Here is a 15045-nt window from a genome sequence, read left to right as displayed (position 1 = left end):
AAATCCGAGAGACTAACGAGGGTCAGGCCTGCAGGCGGGGCAGGACCAGATCTTTGAGTTCGACGAGTTTGCCATGGAAGAAATGGCTGCAGTCGGCGACGCGGAGCAATTCGTGCGGCTGTTCGAGCGCGGCGGACCAGGCATAGACCCGCTCGGGGGTCACCACCTCGTCGGCCTCGGGCTGGATCACGGTGAGGCGCGCCCGTTGCGGCAGGCGGCCGTCGACCGCGAAACGCTCCACCGGCGGCGCCAGCATGAACAGCCGTTCCACCGCCACGCCCTCGCCTTCCAGGCGCCCGCCGAGGCAGGCGGCGACGCAGGAGCCGAAGGAGAAGCCGCAGAGGGTCAGGGGCAGGTCGGGATGGCGCTCGCGCAACCAGGCCAGGGCGGCCGCGGCATCGTCGATCTCGCCTTCGCCACCGGCATGCACGCCGGTGCTGGCGCCGACGCCGCGAAAGTTGAATCTGAGGGTGGCCTGGCCGGCATCCCGGGCGATGCGCTGCAGGGTGGCGACCACCTTGTTCTGCATGGCGCCGCCATGGAGCGGATGGGGATGACAGAGCAGGACCGCGCCGGTGGGGGCTTCAGGGCTCTGGTACAGCGCTTCCAGAGTGCCCGCGGGGCCCTCCAGCAGCAGGGGTTGTTCACGGGCTGACACGCTTGACTCCGTGATCCCGGACGAACAGTGCTCATCCAAGGAGTTGATTTTGATAGGGTCGATCCTGCGCGATGCCTGACTGCGGGGTATGATGACGCCCAGCGAATGGCAGAAGACGCAACCCAGTGTACAGGCTCGCCGGTCTGCCGTTACCGTAAAGCAAAGCCGCTCATAGAGGAAGTTTCGTGGAACAGTCGCTCACTACCTGGTTGTTGCCCCTGGTCGCGCTGCTGATCGGGGTCGGGATAGGTTTTCTGCTGGCACGCCTGGTGCCGGGTGCCGCGCCGAGCCGGGTGCAGCGCCAGCTGGATGATCTGCAGAAGAAGTTCGACGACTACCAGCACGAGGTCACCAGCCACTTCAGTACCACCGCCGGCCTGGTGCGCAAGCTCACCCAGACCTACCAGGACATGCAGTCGCACCTGTCCGAAGGCGCCGAGCGTCTGGCTCAGGACGAACTGACCCGTCAGCACCTGCTGGCCTCGCTGCACAGCGCCGAGCAGCGTTACCCGTCCAGTCGCGAGCGCATCGACGGTCCGACCGAAGCGCCGCGGGACTACGCGCCCAAGGGTGACGGTACCCCCGGCACCCTCGACGAAACCTACGGCGTGAAAAGCCGCGGTTGATCGCCAAGGCCGGGGACTCCCCGGCCTTCTGCTTTCCGGCCTCCACCCTCTTCACTCAGGGCGCGACGCCCGGCCCTTTTCCGGCCCGTCATGGCATAATCTGCGGTTGCAGTCTTTCGCAGGAGAACGCCATGCCCGCAGCGGCCAGTGGCCTGAGCCTCTACGGCATCAAGGCCTGTGACACCATGAAGAAGGCCCGCCTATGGCTCGACGAGCATGGCCAGGCCTATCACTTCCATGACTACAAGCAGAGCGGCATCGACCGCGAACGGCTGGCGGCCTGGTGCGCGGAACATGGCTGGGACAAGGTGCTCAATCGCGCCGGCACCACCTTCCGCAAACTCGACGACGCCCAGAAGGCCGACCTCGATACCGCCAAGGCCATCGACCTGATGCTGGCGCAACCCTCGATGATCAAGCGACCCGTGCTCGATCTCGGCGACCGTACCCTGCTGGGCTTCAAGCCCGAGCTCTATGCCGCGGCCCTGAACTGACCCCGCGGCCTCCGCCCCTACTACCGAACATCTCGCACCGACCGGATCGGTGCCTCTGCACAGGAACAGTCATATGTCGAATGCCCTCTTCAGTATCGCCTTCGGTGTCGGCACCCAGAATCGCCAGGACGCCTGGCTGGAAGTCTTCTATGCCCAGCCCCTGCTGAATCCGCCGGCGGCGCTGGTCGAGGCGGTCGCACCGCTGCTGGACTACCAGGGCGGCAACCAGGCCATCGCCTTCGCGCCCGCCCAGGCGCGTGGCCTGGCCGAAGCCCTCAAGGGCATCGATGCCGTGCAGTCGGCCCTGCTGACCCGCCTGGCGGAAAGCACCAAGCCGCTGGTGGCTACCCTGCTGGCCGAAGACGCCGCCCCCGCCTCCACCCCCGAGGCTTACCTGAAGCTGCATCTGCTGTCCCATCGCCTGGTCAAACCCCATGGCCTGAACCTCAGCGGCATCTTCGCCCTGCTGCCCAACGTGGCCTGGACCAACCAGGGCGCCGTGGACCTGGCCGAGCTGCCGGCCGAGCAGTTGGAAGCGCGTCTGCGCGGCAAGTTGCTGGAAGTCTTCTCGGTGGACAAGTTCCCCAAGATGACCGACTACGTGGTGCCGGCCGGCGTGCGCATCGCCGATACCGCCCGCGTGCGTCTGGGTGCCTATGTGGGTGAAGGCACCACCGTGATGCACGAAGGCTTCGTCAACTTCAACGCCGGTACCGCCGGCCCCGGCATGATCGAAGGCCGCGTTTCCGCGGGCGTCTTCGTCGGCAAGGGCTCGGACCTGGGTGGTGGCTGCTCCACCATGGGCACCCTGTCGGGTGGTGGCAACATCATCATCAGCGTCGGCGAAGGCTGCCTGATCGGCGCCAACGCCGGCATCGGCATCCCACTGGGCGATCGCTGCACCGTGGAATCCGGTCTCTATGTCACCGCCGGGACCAAGGTGGCGGTGCTGGACGACCAGAACCAGCTGGTGCGGGTGGTCAAGGCCCGCGAATTGGCCGGTCAGAGCGATCTGCTGCTGCGCCGCAATTCGGAAACCGGCGCGGTCGAATGCAAGACCAACAAGACCGCCATCGAACTCAACGAAGCGCTGCACGCGCACAACTGAGTCCACAACCGGGCAGCCCGCGCCATGCGGGCTACCCCGGAGCTGTCGCCATGTCGCTACCCTCCCCTTGGAGAGCCGAATTTCCGGCTTTCACCGCGTTCGCCGCCGATGGCATCACCTATCTCGACAGCGCCGCCACGGCGCAGAAGCCCCAGGTGGTGCTGGATGCCCTGCTGGCCAGCTACCGCTTGGGCGCGGCCAATGTGCACCGGGCCCAGCACTGGGCGGCCGAGCGCACCACCGCTGCCTACGAAGGCGCCCGGGGGCGGATCGCCGCCTGGCTGGGCGCCGCCTCGCCGCACGAGGTGGTGCTGACCCGCGGTGCCACCGAGGCGCTCAACCTGCTGGCCTATGGTCTGGAAGACGCCCTTGCCGCCGGGGATGAGATCCTCATCAGTGCCCTGGAACATCACGCCAACCTGCTGCCCTGGCAGCAGTTGGCCCGGCGCAAGGGACTGCAGCTCAGGGTTATCCCCCTGACCCCGAGCGGTCATCTGGATCTGGAAGCCGCCGAGCGGTTGCTGGGGCCGAGAACGCGCGTGGTCGCAGTCAGCCAGCTGTCCAATGTCCTTGGCACCTGGCAGCCGCTGGCGGAGCTCGCCGCCCTGGTACGGGCATGCTCGCCGGCCTGGCTGGTGGTGGACGGCGCCCAGGGCGCGGTCCACGGACGTCATCGCCCAGGCGACTTCGACGCCGATTTCTATGTCTTTTCCGGCCACAAGCTCTATGCGCCCGAGGCCATCGGCGTGCTCTGGGGCAAGGCCGACTGCCTGGCGCAGCTCAAGCCCTGGCAATTCGGTGGCGAGATGGTGCAGCACACCTCCTTCACCGACGCCCGCTTTCACGCTGCCCCCACGGGCTTCGAGGCGGGGACGCCGCCCATAGGGGCGGCCATCGCCCTGGGCGCGGCGGTCGACTGGCTTCAGGGCCAGGATGAGACGCTGATCCGCGGTCACGAGCAGGCCCTGAGTCTGAAGCTGCTGGCCGGGCTGGCCGCCCGCGAGGGCGTCCGGGTGCTGGGCGAGCCGCAGATCGCCCTGGCCAGTTTCCAGGTAGCTGGCGTCGATGTCGGCGATCTTTCCCACCTGCTGGGTGAACAGGGCATCGCGGTGCGTGCCGGTCAGCACTGCGCCATGCCGCTGTTCCAGACCCTGCAGACGCCGGGTGCATTGCGGGTGTCCCTGGGCCTGTACAACGATGCCGAAGACCTGCAGCGCTTTTTCACTGCCCTGGACAACGCCCTGGAGCTGCTGCGATGAATCTGCTTCCCGATGCCGCGGAAGCCCGCCGCGCCTTCGTCATCGCCAAGGGCTGGGAAGCGCGCTCGCGACTGCTGCTGCAGTGGGCCGAGCGCCTGCCGGCGGTGCTCGAGGAGCGCGACGAGGATCTGGTGCAGGGCTGCGAGAGTCGGGTGCGGCTGACCCATGAAGCCCAGGGTGATCGCCACTTCTTTCGCGCCAGCAGCGAATCCCGGGTGCTCAAGGGGCTGCTCGCCGTGGTGCTGGTGCGCGCCAACGGCCTGACCCGCGAAGAACTGGGTCGCCTCGACATCCACGGCTGGCTGGGCGAACTCGGACTGGAACGGCAGCTGTCGCAATCGCGCAGCAACGGCCTGAACGCCGTGCTCACGCGGATGCGCGAACTGGCGGCCTAGCCTTCGCTGACCGCGGGATTGCGCCGCACGCGGAAGAATTCGGTCAGCACCTGGCCACAGGCCTCGGCCAGCACCCCGCCTTCCACCAGGACTCGGTGATTGAGAAAGTCCTGCTCGAAGAAGCGCCCGCGACTCTGGGCCATGCCGGCGCGCGGCTCGCTGGCGCCATAGACCAGCCGCTGGATGCGACTGTGGACGATGAGGCCGGCGCACATGCTGCAGGGTTCAAGCGTCACATAGAGGGTCGCCCCCGGCAGCCGGTAGTTGGCCAGACGCGCGGCGGCATCGCGAATGGCCTCCATCTCGGCATGGGCGCTGGGATCGTGGGCACCGATGGGCCGATTGAAACCGCGGCCGACGACCTCGCCGTCGAGTACCACCACGGCCCCGACCGGCACCTCGCCCTGCCCGGCGCCCTGCTCCGCCAGGGCCAGGGCCTCACGCATGAATAGGTCATCCCGGCTGCGGTCGATGATGGGCAAGGGACGGAAGCGGGCCATGTCGGGACTCTGGGCAAAAGCCCATGATACCGCCGTCAGGCAGGGAGGCCAGCCAGGACATCTTAGGTCAGTCCAAGAACCCTTCGTCCGAAAGAGAAGCGCAATAATCGTTATCGGCTACTGCGAATGCGAAACTAGTGCAACGGATGCTGAAACTGCGTGACCGGCATCACATTCACAGCCATTCGGTGCTAAAGCTTTAACAGGATCGCCCTGGAGCGGTCCTATTCAAGAGTTCATTTGAGACAGTCGCATGATTGCTGCACCTTCCGGTCAGTCGCTGCAAAGCTGCGAAAGCGAGCCGATCCGCATTCCAGGCGCTATCCAGGCACATGGCTATCTCATCGCTTTCGAGGAGGTGGAGGGGCTGGTCAAGCATGTCAGTCACAACCTGCCCGAGTTGCTGGGCAAGCCGCAGGTGGAGTTGCTGGGTCGGCCGCTGCAGCAGGTCCTGCCCGTCGATCTGTTGGAACAGGTGCGACAGGCGCTGACGCTGGAACATCTGGAAGAAGCCAATCCGTTGAGCTGGACGCGCCCGATTCGCGACATGGACGTGATCCTGCATCGCAATCATGGGCTGGTGTTCCTGGAATTCGAGCCGGATGACCACGGCGGTGTCGAGCCGGCGGGCCTGGCCCGCGCCCTGGCGCGTCTGCAACAGGCGCGCACCCTGCCCGAGCTGTGCGAAGGCGCGGTACGGGAAGTGCGGGCACTGACCGGCTTCGACCGGGTGGTGGTCTATCGTTTCGACGACGGTGGCGATGGTCAGGTGGTGGCCGAGGACCGCGTCGAGGATATCGACAGCTATCTGGGCATGCACTTCCCAGCAGCCGACATTCCTGCCCAGGCGCGGGCGCTCTATCATGAGAACTGGATCCGCAACATTCCCGACGCCCAGTACCAGGCAGTGCCCCTGGTGCCGGCCTTTCTACACGGCAGCGAGCGGGATCCGATCGACCTGACCCACGCCGTGCTGCGCAGCGTGTCGCCCATCCATTGCCAGTACGTGCGCAACCAGGGTCTGCGTGCCTCCATGAGCGTTTCGCTGATCAGCGACGACAAGCTCTGGGGGCTGATCAGCTGTGGCCATCGCGAGCCGCTGTACCTGCCCTATCGCACCCGGATGGCCTGCCGCTCGGTCGGGGTGCTGGTGTCCCTGATGATCCGCGCGCTGGAGAATCGCCAGGTCCAGCGCGAGATTGATGCCCGCGAGGCGCAATTGGCCGCGCTGATCCAGGGGATGTGCGACAGCCGCGGCGAGGTGCTCAGCGGCCTGTGCGAGCGGGCCACGGATCTGCTGGAGCTGGTGGATGCCACCGGTGTCGCGGTGCTGGTGGAGGACGAGCTCTGCAGCCTGGGCGAATGCCCCAGCGCGGAAGACATCCGTATCCTCGCCGCCTGGGTCACCGCCGAGATGGACGCCTCGGGCATCTATGCGACGCGCTGCCTGGCCGACGAACTGCCCGATGCCCGTCGCTACAGCGACCGGGCCAGCGGCGTCCTGGCGCTGGCGCTCCCCAAACCGGTACGTAACCTGGTGCTCTGGTTCCGCCCGGAGATCGTGACCACCGTGGTCTGGAGCGGTAATCCGGCCAAGCTGGAGCCCACGGCGCCCGTCTCGGGTCCTGGCCTCAACTATCCCCATCCACGGCGCTCCTTCGACGCCTGGAAGGAACTGGTACAGCTGCGCTCCCAGCGCTGGCGGCCATCCGACCTGTTCGCCGCCAAGGACCTGCGCCGTTCGGCCATCGAGCTGGACCTGGCGCGTCAGGTCGAGCGTGAGCGCCAGGCGGTACGCCTGCGCGACGAGATCGTCGCGGCGGTCTCCCACGACCTGCGCAGCCCCATCACCATTATCCTGATGAAGGTCGGGATGCTGCAGCGCCAGCTGGAAAAGCTGGCGCTGGGCGATGACCGCCTGCCCAGTTCGCTGGAGGTGATAGAGACCGCGGCCAACCGCATGAATGCCTTGATCAGCGACCTGCTGGACCTGTCGAAGATCGAATCCGATCGCCTGGCGCTGGATCTGAAGCAGGCGCGTCTGGCCGACGTCTGTGCGCAACCCATCCTGCTGTCGCGACCGCTGGCGGAGATCAAGAACATCAGCCTGGAATACGCGGCCGATCAGGATATTCAGGTGCTGGTGGAAGCCGAGCGCATCTTCCAGGTGCTGATGAATCTGCTGGGCAATGCCATCAAATTCACCGCGCCGGGTGGTCTGGTCCAACTGAGCATGCAGCGGGTCGGTCCCATGGCCCAGATCAGTGTGAGCGACAACGGTCGTGGCATGAGCCAGGCGCAGCAGGCGCGGGTCTTCGAGCGTTTCTGGCATGTGCAGGAAGACAACCCCACCGGCCATGGGCTGGGGCTGTATATCGCCAAGGGCATCGTCGAGGCCCATGGTGGCGAGCTGAGCGTCACCAGTACCCTGGGCGAGGGCAGTACCTTCACCTTCACCCTGCCCATCGCGCCCTAGCCGTCAGGACGTGAAAGAAGAAAGCCCCGGTGGCCGACAGCGACGTTGAAACCACCGGGGGAGCGCTCGGCTCGCTGTAATGGACGTCAATGCAACGCCGCGAATTCCTGCCTTTCGTCGGGCTCGAAGAGTCATTTTCTTCAATACGGCGGACGGTCACGCTCGCTAGGGTCAGGTCTGCGCAATCGACGAGACCTAGCGATGACCCTGACCCTGATCCTGTCCATGGCCACCTTTGCCCTGGTGGCTTCCCTTTCGCCCGGCCCGGTCAACCTGGTGGGCTTCAACACCGGCCTGACCCATGGCTGGCGCCCGGCCCTGTGGCATGTCGCGGGCGCCACCCTTGGCTTCGTGGTGTTGCTGGTGGCGGTCGGCCTTGGCCTGCATGGGGTGCTGGCGGCCTGGCCGATGCTGCTCTGGGTCTTGCGCGCGGCCGGCGCGCTCTTTCTGCTGTACCTGGCGTGGAAACTGGCGAGGGCCTCCGGGGACCTGGGCACCGGCCAGCTGCGGCACTGTCCGGGCTTTCATGATGGTGCCTTGTTGCAGTGGCTCAATCCCAAGGCCTGGCTCGCCGCCGCGGCCGGGGTGGCCCTGTTCGTCGGCGAGGATCGCGGGCGCCTGGCGCTATTCGCCGTCCTCTATCTGGTGATCTGCTTCGCCTCGCTCGCCTGCTGGGCGGTGGCCGGCGAATGGCTGCGCGGTCGCGCCCTGGCGGCGCCCCGCCTGCGCCTGCTCAATCGCGGCCTGGCGGTGCTGCTGGTGCTGTGCGCCGCCTCACTGCTGTGGGAGGGTTGAAGCGGCGCGGTACTGGCCAGGGGTAGCTGCCACCAGGCGCTTGAAGGTGCGCTGCAGATGCGCCTGGTCGGCGAAGCCGGTGGCCAGGGCGACCTCCGCCAACTCCTCGCCCTGGCGCAGTCGTTGCCGCGCCAGCCGGATGCGGCGGTCGATCAGATAGGCGTGGGGCGTCAGGCCATAGCGCCGGCGAAAGCTGCGAATCAGCTGAGTGGGCGAGAGATCCGCCACCTGGCTGAGCTGGTCGAGACTGACGCCCTCGCCGCAGTGGGCATCGAGAAACTCGGCGGCGCGACGCAGGCGGCGATCCTCGCGCCTTAGCGACATCGCAACGGGCGTGCGACCCAGGCGCGCCAGCACGGCTTCGAAGTACAGCAGCGCCCGGCTCTGGCGCTGCAGTGTGGTGCTGTCGGGGGCGACCAGGCAGGCATGCAGGGCCTCCAGGCCAGCGTAGAGGGTGACATCCCCGGACAGCTGCACGGCCAGCGGCTGGAAGTCGTCGGCGCCCGGACGCTGCAGCCCGGCCAGCCAGGTGGCGTCCACGTGCAGCATGCGATAGCGCCAGGCGTCCTCGCCCTGGGGATTGCAGGCATGGACGTCGCCGGGATTCATCAGCACCAGGGTGCCCGCCCCCACCAGTTCGCGGGTCGGGCCATTGCGATAGCGGCTACGACCGCCCAGCACGGTGCCGATGGAAAAGCTCTCGTGGGAATGGGGCGCATAGCAGAGCGCGCGACCGTCCTGGATGGATCGGGCTTCGAGAAAGGGCAGCGCGGGATCGCGCCAGAAACTCGGGGTGGTGGTCATCATCCTTCTCCCCGCAAGGACCGCCAGTGCCCGGGTAGCCCCGGGAATCCAGCCGGTAGCTTAGAGGAAGGGCAACGCTCCCGCATCCAGGATGCGACCGGCGCTGCGCGCGGAAGCGCAGCCGCGCGAAGAGCGAGAGGTGAAATCACAAGAAGGCAAGCACGGGAATCCGACCAAGGACTAGATGCGACAATTTGCCGCACACAATCTGTAAACAAAAGTTTCTAAACACCGTCAACAGGAGAGCAAAGCCGCCTTCCAGAGCGCTTCAGGCGAGGCCACCACCTCCGCCGTAGGGCACGCCTGGAGCGACACCTTGTCGATCCCAGCTCAGGAGTTTCGGATGAACCGTCGTACCGCCGACATCCCCGCGCGACTCACCTGCCAACCACCTTCAGCCGCTGCCCCTGGCGCCCTCGTCATCCCTGGGAGGGCGCGGCCATGATCGAGATCATCGCCCAGGCCCTTGCGCCCATCGTCTTCGTCACCGCCCTCGGCTGGTGTGCCGGTCGCTGGCGAGTCATGCCTGCGGAGGCGAGCAAGATCCTCGCCGCCTTCGTAGTCACCTTCGCCCTGCCCATCAGCCTCTTTCTCGCTGCCGCCAAGACCCGGCCCGAACAGATCCTCAACCTGCCCTATGTGGCGACCCTGGCAACCGGCCTGATCGGTATCTGGCTACTGGGCCTGGCGCTGGGTCGCGTGCGCGGCGGACACAACTGGCGCGAGGCGACCCTGCGTGGCATCACCGTGGCCTTTCCCAACATGGCCTACTGCGGGCCGCCGGTCCTGCTCGCGGCGGTCGGCCCGTCCGCCCTGTTGGCGGTGATCGTCGGCAACCTGATCGTCACCCTGGTGATCATTCCCTTGTCGCTGGTGCTCTTGAGCAGTGGCGGGGCCGCCCAGGCGCTCGCCAAGGCCGTGCGCCAGCCGCTGGTGCTGCTGCCCTTGCTGGGACTGGCCTGCGCCCTGCTCGGCCTGCGGCCCCCGGCATTGCTGGTGGCGGCGACGGACGAAATCGGCCGGGCGGCAGGCGGCGTCGCCCTGTTCACCCTGGGCCTGATCCTGGCCAGCATCCGCCCAAGCTTCGACCGGGACATCCTCGGCAACCTGCTGCTGAAGAATCTGCTGCAGCCGCTAGTGCTGCTGGGTATGGGTCTGGCGCTGGGCCTGCACGGCGAGCTGCTCCAGCAGGTGTTCCTGCTCGGCCTGCTGCCATCGGCCACCGCGGCGCCCAGCCTGGCCATGGCCCAGGGCGTCTATGCCGAGGAAGCAGCGCGCAGCGTGTTGTTCAGCACCCTGCTCGCCATTCCCGGAATAGCCCTGGGCATCGTACTGGCGGCCAGCCTGTAAGAGGCCGGCCCTCACGTGAACCGGGGCCCGGCGGGTGCCCCGTTGCCTTGGTGAAACCCGCGCCGCAAGCAACCTACCGATGTTTCAGGAGACAGAAATGGCCATTCGATGTGTACGGCTCTGGACCGGCAACGACGGTAATTCGTTGTTCGAGGAAGGGCAGTTGGAACTGGGCGAAGGCCTGCATGGCAAGGCCTCAGGCCTGCCCATCGCGGTAAACGAGCTGTCCTTCCAGGAAACCACGGCGGGAGGTGCCTTCGAATGGCACCAAGACCCGCAGCCCCAGTTCGTCATCACCCTGAGCGGCACCCTGGAGTTCGAGGTCAAGTCGGGCAAGACCTTCGTGCTGCGGCCCGGCGACGTCCTGCTGGCCCAGGACGACACTGGCTCCGGGCACCGCTGGAAGCTGCTCGGCGACGAGCCCTGGCGGCGTGCCTACGTCATCTACGAGCCCAACGCGAACCTGCGCTTCGTTCCCAACCAGCCGGCGTAATGCCTGAGGAAACTGTCATGTCGTCATTGTCTTCCACGGATTCGCCCGACGTCGTGTTGATCGGCGCCGGCATCATGAGCGCTACCCTGGGTACCCTGCTCAAGGAACTCGACCCCAGCCTCAGCGTGACGCTGTTCGAGAGCCTGCACGATTGCGCCCAGGAGAGTTCCCAGGGCTGGAACAACGCCGGTACCGGCCATGCCGCCAACTGCGAGCTGAACTACACGCCGCAGCGCAATGACGGCAGCGTCGACATCGCCAAGGCGCTCAAGGTGAATACCCAGTTCGATCTCTCGCGCCAGCTCTGGGCCTACCTGGTCCGCAAGGGTGCGATCCCGGACCCGCAGGCTTTCATCCACGCCTGCCCCCATATGAGCTTCGTCTGGGGTGCGGACAACGTCGCCTTCCTCCGCGAACGCTATCGGACGATGAGCGCCCATCACTGCTATCACGGCATGGAATACAGCGAGGACCGCACGCAGATCGCTCAGTGGGCACCGCTGATCATGGAAGGACGCGGTGCCGACGAACCGGTTGCCGCCACGCGCATGGTGACCGGCACCGACGTCGACTATGGCGCCCTCACCCACCTGCTGGTGCGTCAGCTCAGCCAGCAATCGGGCTTCGCCGTGCACTATCACCAACGGGTGGTGGACTTGGCGCGTACCGACAGTGGTCACTGGCGGGTGACGGTGGAGGACGTCGAGCACGGTGGGCGCACGGAGGTCACCGCCAAGTTCGTCTTCATCGGTGCCGGTGGCGGCTCGCTGCCGTTACTGCAGAAGTCCGGCATCCCCGAAGGGCACGGTTTCGGCGGTTTTCCCATCTCCGGCATCTGGCTGCGCTGCGACGTCCCGGCGCTGGCCGAACGGCATCAGGCCAAGGTCTATGGCAAGGCGCCCTCGGGTTCGCCGCCCATGTCGGTCCCACACCTGGACACCCGCATCGTCGGCGGCCAGCGCTCGCTGCTGTTCGGACCCTATGCGGGCTTTTCCTCGCGCTTCCTCAAACACGGCGCCCTGACCGATCTCTTCACCTCGCTGCGTCATGACAACATCCTGCCGCTGCTGAACGTGGCCAAGGACAACCTGGACCTGACCGAATACCTGATCGGGCAGATCTTCCAGAGCTCCAGCCAGCAATTCGCCATGCTGCAGCAGTTCTTCCCCCTGGCGAAGAAGCGCGACTGGCAGGAAGCGGTGGCCGGGCAACGGGTGCAGACCATCAAGCCCACCGGCCAGCATGGCCTGCTGAGCAAGAAGGGCGAACTGGAATTCGGCACTGAACTGGTGAGCGCCGCGGATCGCTCCATCGCCGCGCTGCTCGGCGCCTCACCGGGTGCTTCGACAGCCGCAGCCATCGCTCTGGAGGTGCTGGAAACCTGCTTCCCGGAGCGTCTCACCGAAGACGCCTGGCTGCCGGCGTTGCGGCGCATCCTGCCGACCTACGGCCTCGACTTGAAGACCGACGCGGCAGCCTGCCGGCAGAGTCGTGCCGAGACCGCCAAGGTCTTGGGGATCGCCGACGTGTGAGGCTCCTCATGCACGGGCATGCGGCCATCCCCCTTACCGGGTAGCGGCGTCTTCGGCTTCTTCCAACAGGATATCGGCGGTGATGACGTAGTCGGCGTCCGGATGCAGCTCGGCGCCCAGGGCCAGTTGCTGCGCCGCGGCGGCCAGGGTCGGCGCGCCCTGGAAGGTGGCATTGAGTTCGGCCAGCAGGAGGCCCATGTCCTTGTGCATCAGCGCCGCCGGGAATTGCGCGGCGAAGTCGCCCTCGCGCAGGGCGGCCAGCTTGCGCTGGTGGTGGGGCGAGAGCACCGCCAGGTCACCGAACACCTCGAACAGCACCTCGGCATCGAGACCGGCACGGGTGGCATAGGCCAGGGCTTCGGCCAGGGCGGCGAGACCCGCGCCCATCAGGCCGTTGATGGCCAGCTTGATGGCCGCGCCTTGCCCGGTCGGACCGACGTGATGCACGGTCTTGCTCAGGGTTTCGAGGATCGGCCGCGCACGCTCCACGGCCTCGGGTTCGCCGCCGGCCAGGACCACCAGTTGCGCCAGTTCCGCCTCGGGGGTGCTGCCGGACACCGGCGCCTCGACCACGGCGATGCCACGGGCGCGACCGGCCGCTTCCAGGCGCAGCGACAGCGTGGGCGAATTGGTGCTGGTATTGATCAGCAGGCGCCCGCTTTCCAGACGGGCGAGGACGCCATCGGCACCGAGCAGCACCTGTTCGAGGATGGCGTCATTGGGCAGAGAAACGATCACCACTTCCGCCTGGGGCAGCAGGGTCGCCAGGGACTCCATGGGCGTGCCGTGGCGCTCGCCGTCCTGCTGGTGTTCGGCGTAGGCGCGGACCGGATAACCGGCCTCGCGCAGGTTGGCGCCCATGCGCTGGGCCATGGCGCCAAAGCCGATGAAACCGATCGAGGGATGAGCGGACATGAGGGGAGCTCCCGGTAGAGGATGGTGGTATCTCGACTCTACCTCCGGGCCGGGGTTCCGCCATCAAAAGCTTAGGCAAAGTCTCGCGAGCTAGAGCCAAACAAGGCGAAAAGACCTGAGGAAGCGCAGTTTACGAGTGGTAAATGAGCATTCCGAAGGTCTTTTCAACGCAGTTCGGCCGACGCGCAGCAGACGTTGCGCCTAGATCCCGCTGAACCAGTTGTAGCCCTGGTCCTCCCAGTACCCGCCGGGATAGTCGTTGGTCACGAACAGGGCCTGGATGTGCTTGGGATTCTTGAAGCCGAGCTTGGTGGGCACCCGCAGGCGCAGCGGATAGCCGTAGTCCGGAGGCAGCGCGACCTGGCCGAAGTCCAGCGCCAGCAGGGTCTGGGGGTGCAGCGCCGAGGCCATGTCGATGCTGGAGTAGTAGCGGTCGGCGCACTTGAAGCCGACGTACTTGGCCGTGGTGTCGGCGCCGATGCGTTCGAGGAAGGTACGCAAGGGCACCCCACCCCACTGGCCGATGGCGCTCCAGCCTTCGATGCAGATGAAGCGGGTGATGTCGGCGCGCTGCGGCAGGCGGCGCAGGTCTTCCAGGGTCCAGGCCTGCTTGTTGGCGACCAGGCCGGAGACCTCCAGGCGGTAATCGCTCAGGTCGACTTCCGGAACGTTGTATTCGGGATAGAAGGCGTTGAAGGGAAAGGGATCGGTGATCTGGCTGGCGGCATAGGTCGCCGCCAAGCGTTCGCGGCCGAACAGCCAGGCCTGCACCCGGTCGTTGAAGCGCGACATGGACCAGAGCACCTTGTCGACGCTGTCGCCGTCCTGCAGGTTGCAGCCGCTGAGCATGGCCAGGGCGCCCACCGTCAGGCCCTGCTTGAGCAGCAGGCGTCGCTGCAGATTCTCCACCTGCCGCTGTTGCGCCGGTTCCAGGCGCAGGCGTTCACGCCGACTCATCGTTAACCTCCTCGTGCGCCCGACCGGTGATCATCGGCGGCAGGGTGCGGGGGACCAGGATGACCAGGGCCAGGTGCACGACGACGAAGGCGCCGATGCCGGCCATGGCGAAGAAATGCACGTAGCGAGCGGTGTCGAAGCCGCCGAGCAGGGCCGCCAGCCCCTGCAATTGCACTGGTTTCCAGATCGCCAGGCCGGAGAGCACCACCAGCACGCCGAGGGCCAGTACGCCCCAGTAGAGCAGGCGCTGCACGGCGTTATAGGTGCCGAGGTGATGACCCAGACGCAGGCGCACGGCCGCGGCGAAATCACGGCCGATGGCGCGCGGTGACAGCGGCAGGAAATCCCGCCGGAAGTGGCCGCTGAACAGGCCATAGAGCAGATAGATCAGGCCGTTCGCCAGCAGTAGCCAGAAGACCGCCAGGTGCCAGGCGATGGCGCCGCCCAGCCAACCGCCGAGGGTCGCCCAGGCGGGAAAGGTGAAGGGGAACAGCGGCGAGGCGTTGTAGATCGCCCAGCCGCTCATGAACATGCAGGGCATCGCCAGGGCGTTGAGCCAATGGGTGAGGCGCACCGGCCAGCGGTGCACCAGACGCCGTCGCGAGGTGGTCATGGCATTTCCCTCTTCACCGCGAGATGGAGGCGGTCGCCATCCCAATCAGGCGACCGCGGGGGGGGGGGGG

Annotated in this window: 16 protein-coding genes; 10 read left to right on the top strand and 6 right to left on the bottom strand. The window is 66.7% G+C overall.

The window, feature by feature from the left end; genetic code table 11:
- Positions 1-22 precede the first annotated feature (22 nt).
- The gene (locus AX284_RS04550; protein WP_026083826.1) at positions 23-658 is read right to left on the bottom strand and encodes an alpha/beta hydrolase; all 636 of its coding nucleotides are present in this window, start codon (positions 656-658) and stop codon (positions 23-25) included.
- Positions 659-843: 185 nt separating this feature from the next.
- Here AX284_RS04550 and AX284_RS04545 point away from each other — a divergent pair, with 185 nt between their 5' ends.
- The 5 genes from AX284_RS04545 (at position 844) to AX284_RS04525 (ending at position 4540) form a co-directional block, all read left to right on the top strand.
- The gene (locus AX284_RS04545; RefSeq protein ID WP_007160614.1) at positions 844-1284 is read left to right on the top strand and encodes a YhcB family protein; all 441 of its coding nucleotides are present in this window, start codon (positions 844-846) and stop codon (positions 1282-1284) included.
- A 131-nt stretch (positions 1285-1415) separates the two neighbouring features.
- The gene (locus AX284_RS04540) at positions 1416-1778 is read left to right on the top strand and encodes an ArsC family reductase (protein WP_007160615.1); all 363 of its coding nucleotides are present in this window, start codon (positions 1416-1418) and stop codon (positions 1776-1778) included.
- Positions 1779-1851: 73 nt separating this feature from the next.
- Positions 1852-2886 carry a 2,3,4,5-tetrahydropyridine-2,6-dicarboxylate N-succinyltransferase gene (dapD, locus tag AX284_RS04535; RefSeq protein WP_042137936.1) on the top strand — a complete coding sequence of 345 codons (1035 nt, stop codon included), beginning with the start codon at positions 1852-1854 and terminating at the stop codon, positions 2884-2886.
- Between the two features lie 50 nt (positions 2887-2936).
- The gene (locus AX284_RS04530; protein ID WP_064307426.1) at positions 2937-4145 is read left to right on the top strand and encodes an aminotransferase class V-fold PLP-dependent enzyme; all 1209 of its coding nucleotides are present in this window, start codon (positions 2937-2939) and stop codon (positions 4143-4145) included.
- The gene (locus AX284_RS04525; protein ID WP_007160618.1) at positions 4142-4540 is read left to right on the top strand and encodes a SufE family protein; all 399 of its coding nucleotides are present in this window, start codon (positions 4142-4144) and stop codon (positions 4538-4540) included. The genes AX284_RS04530 and AX284_RS04525 overlap by 4 nt, the downstream gene beginning before the upstream one ends.
- On the opposite strand, the gene tadA is transcribed toward AX284_RS04525, so the two are convergent.
- A complete protein-coding gene (gene tadA, locus AX284_RS04520; protein WP_017640004.1) occupies positions 4537-5040 on the bottom strand; it encodes a tRNA adenosine(34) deaminase TadA in 504 nt (167 codons plus the stop codon). The genes AX284_RS04525 and tadA overlap by 4 nt on opposite strands.
- Before the next feature lie 253 nt (positions 5041-5293).
- Here tadA and AX284_RS04515 point away from each other — a divergent pair, with 253 nt between their 5' ends.
- Positions 5294-7516 carry an ATP-binding protein gene (locus tag AX284_RS04515; protein ID WP_068383792.1) on the top strand — a complete coding sequence of 741 codons (2223 nt, stop codon included), beginning with the start codon at positions 5294-5296 and terminating at the stop codon, positions 7514-7516.
- Positions 7517-7723: 207 nt separating this feature from the next.
- Positions 7724-8311, top strand: a complete 588-nt coding sequence (locus tag AX284_RS04510) for a LysE family translocator (protein ID WP_068383875.1) — start codon at positions 7724-7726, stop codon at positions 8309-8311.
- On the opposite strand, the gene AX284_RS04505 is transcribed toward AX284_RS04510, so the two are convergent.
- Positions 8291-9115 carry an AraC family transcriptional regulator gene (locus AX284_RS04505; RefSeq protein WP_068383790.1) on the bottom strand — a complete coding sequence of 275 codons (825 nt, stop codon included), beginning with the start codon at positions 9113-9115 and terminating at the stop codon, positions 8291-8293. The genes AX284_RS04510 and AX284_RS04505 overlap by 21 nt on opposite strands.
- Before the next feature lie 441 nt (positions 9116-9556).
- Here AX284_RS04505 and AX284_RS04500 point away from each other — a divergent pair, with 441 nt between their 5' ends.
- The 3 genes from AX284_RS04500 to mqo all read left to right on the top strand — a co-directional run bounded on the left by AX284_RS04500 (position 9557) and on the right by mqo (position 12490).
- The gene (locus tag AX284_RS04500; protein ID WP_017640008.1) at positions 9557-10465 is read left to right on the top strand and encodes an AEC family transporter; all 909 of its coding nucleotides are present in this window, start codon (positions 9557-9559) and stop codon (positions 10463-10465) included.
- 97 nt (positions 10466-10562) lie between these two features.
- On the top strand, positions 10563-10958 hold the full coding sequence (locus AX284_RS04495; RefSeq protein WP_017640009.1) for a cupin domain-containing protein: 396 nt from the start codon (positions 10563-10565) through the stop codon (positions 10956-10958).
- Between the two features lie 26 nt (positions 10959-10984).
- Positions 10985-12490: a malate dehydrogenase (quinone) gene (mqo, locus tag AX284_RS04490; protein WP_371099776.1), complete on the top strand. Its 1506-nt coding sequence runs from the start codon at positions 10985-10987 to the stop codon at positions 12488-12490.
- A 33-nt stretch (positions 12491-12523) separates the two neighbouring features.
- Here the strand turns inward: mqo and AX284_RS04485 are convergent, their stop codons facing one another.
- The 3 genes from AX284_RS04485 to AX284_RS04475 all read right to left on the bottom strand — a co-directional run bounded on the left by AX284_RS04485 (position 12524) and on the right by AX284_RS04475 (position 14975).
- Positions 12524-13405, bottom strand: coding sequence for an NAD(P)-dependent oxidoreductase (locus AX284_RS04485; RefSeq protein WP_068383788.1), 882 nt, complete (start codon positions 13403-13405; stop codon positions 12524-12526).
- A gap of 201 nt (positions 13406-13606) precedes the next feature.
- Positions 13607-14362, bottom strand: a complete 756-nt coding sequence (locus AX284_RS04480; protein WP_068383786.1) for a molybdopterin-dependent oxidoreductase — start codon at positions 14360-14362, stop codon at positions 13607-13609.
- Positions 14349-14975 carry a cytochrome b/b6 domain-containing protein gene (locus AX284_RS04475; protein WP_017640013.1) on the bottom strand — a complete coding sequence of 209 codons (627 nt, stop codon included), beginning with the start codon at positions 14973-14975 and terminating at the stop codon, positions 14349-14351. The genes AX284_RS04480 and AX284_RS04475 overlap by 14 nt, the downstream gene beginning before the upstream one ends.
- Between the last annotated feature and the right edge of the window lie 70 nt (positions 14976-15045).

The sequence above is a fragment of the Pseudomonas sp. HUK17 genome (assembly GCF_001566765.1).
Note: the sequence above shows the minus strand (reverse complement) of the source record. Positions and strands in the feature narration are given on the sequence as shown.

Coding starts and splice junctions, on each gene's coding strand:
- tadA (WP_017640004.1), bottom strand. CDS start 5,040: ATGGCCCGCTTCCGTCCCTTGCCCATCATCGACCGCAGCCGGGATGAC.
- AX284_RS04500 (WP_017640008.1), top strand. CDS start 9,557: ATGATCGAGATCATCGCCCAGGCCCTTGCGCCCATCGTCTTCGTCACC.
- AX284_RS04530 (WP_064307426.1), top strand. CDS start 2,937: ATGTCGCTACCCTCCCCTTGGAGAGCCGAATTTCCGGCTTTCACCGCG.
- AX284_RS04540 (WP_007160615.1), top strand. CDS start 1,416: ATGCCCGCAGCGGCCAGTGGCCTGAGCCTCTACGGCATCAAGGCCTGT.
- AX284_RS04505 (WP_068383790.1), bottom strand. CDS start 9,115: ATGACCACCACCCCGAGTTTCTGGCGCGATCCCGCGCTGCCCTTTCTC.
- AX284_RS04525 (WP_007160618.1), top strand. CDS start 4,142: ATGAATCTGCTTCCCGATGCCGCGGAAGCCCGCCGCGCCTTCGTCATC.
- AX284_RS04475 (WP_017640013.1), bottom strand. CDS start 14,975: ATGACCACCTCGCGACGGCGTCTGGTGCACCGCTGGCCGGTGCGCCTC.
- AX284_RS04515 (WP_068383792.1), top strand. CDS start 5,294: ATGATTGCTGCACCTTCCGGTCAGTCGCTGCAAAGCTGCGAAAGCGAG.
- dapD (WP_042137936.1), top strand. CDS start 1,852: ATGTCGAATGCCCTCTTCAGTATCGCCTTCGGTGTCGGCACCCAGAAT.
- AX284_RS04480 (WP_068383786.1), bottom strand. CDS start 14,362: ATGAGTCGGCGTGAACGCCTGCGCCTGGAACCGGCGCAACAGCGGCAG.
- AX284_RS04485 (WP_068383788.1), bottom strand. CDS start 13,405: ATGTCCGCTCATCCCTCGATCGGTTTCATCGGCTTTGGCGCCATGGCC.
- AX284_RS04495 (WP_017640009.1), top strand. CDS start 10,563: ATGGCCATTCGATGTGTACGGCTCTGGACCGGCAACGACGGTAATTCG.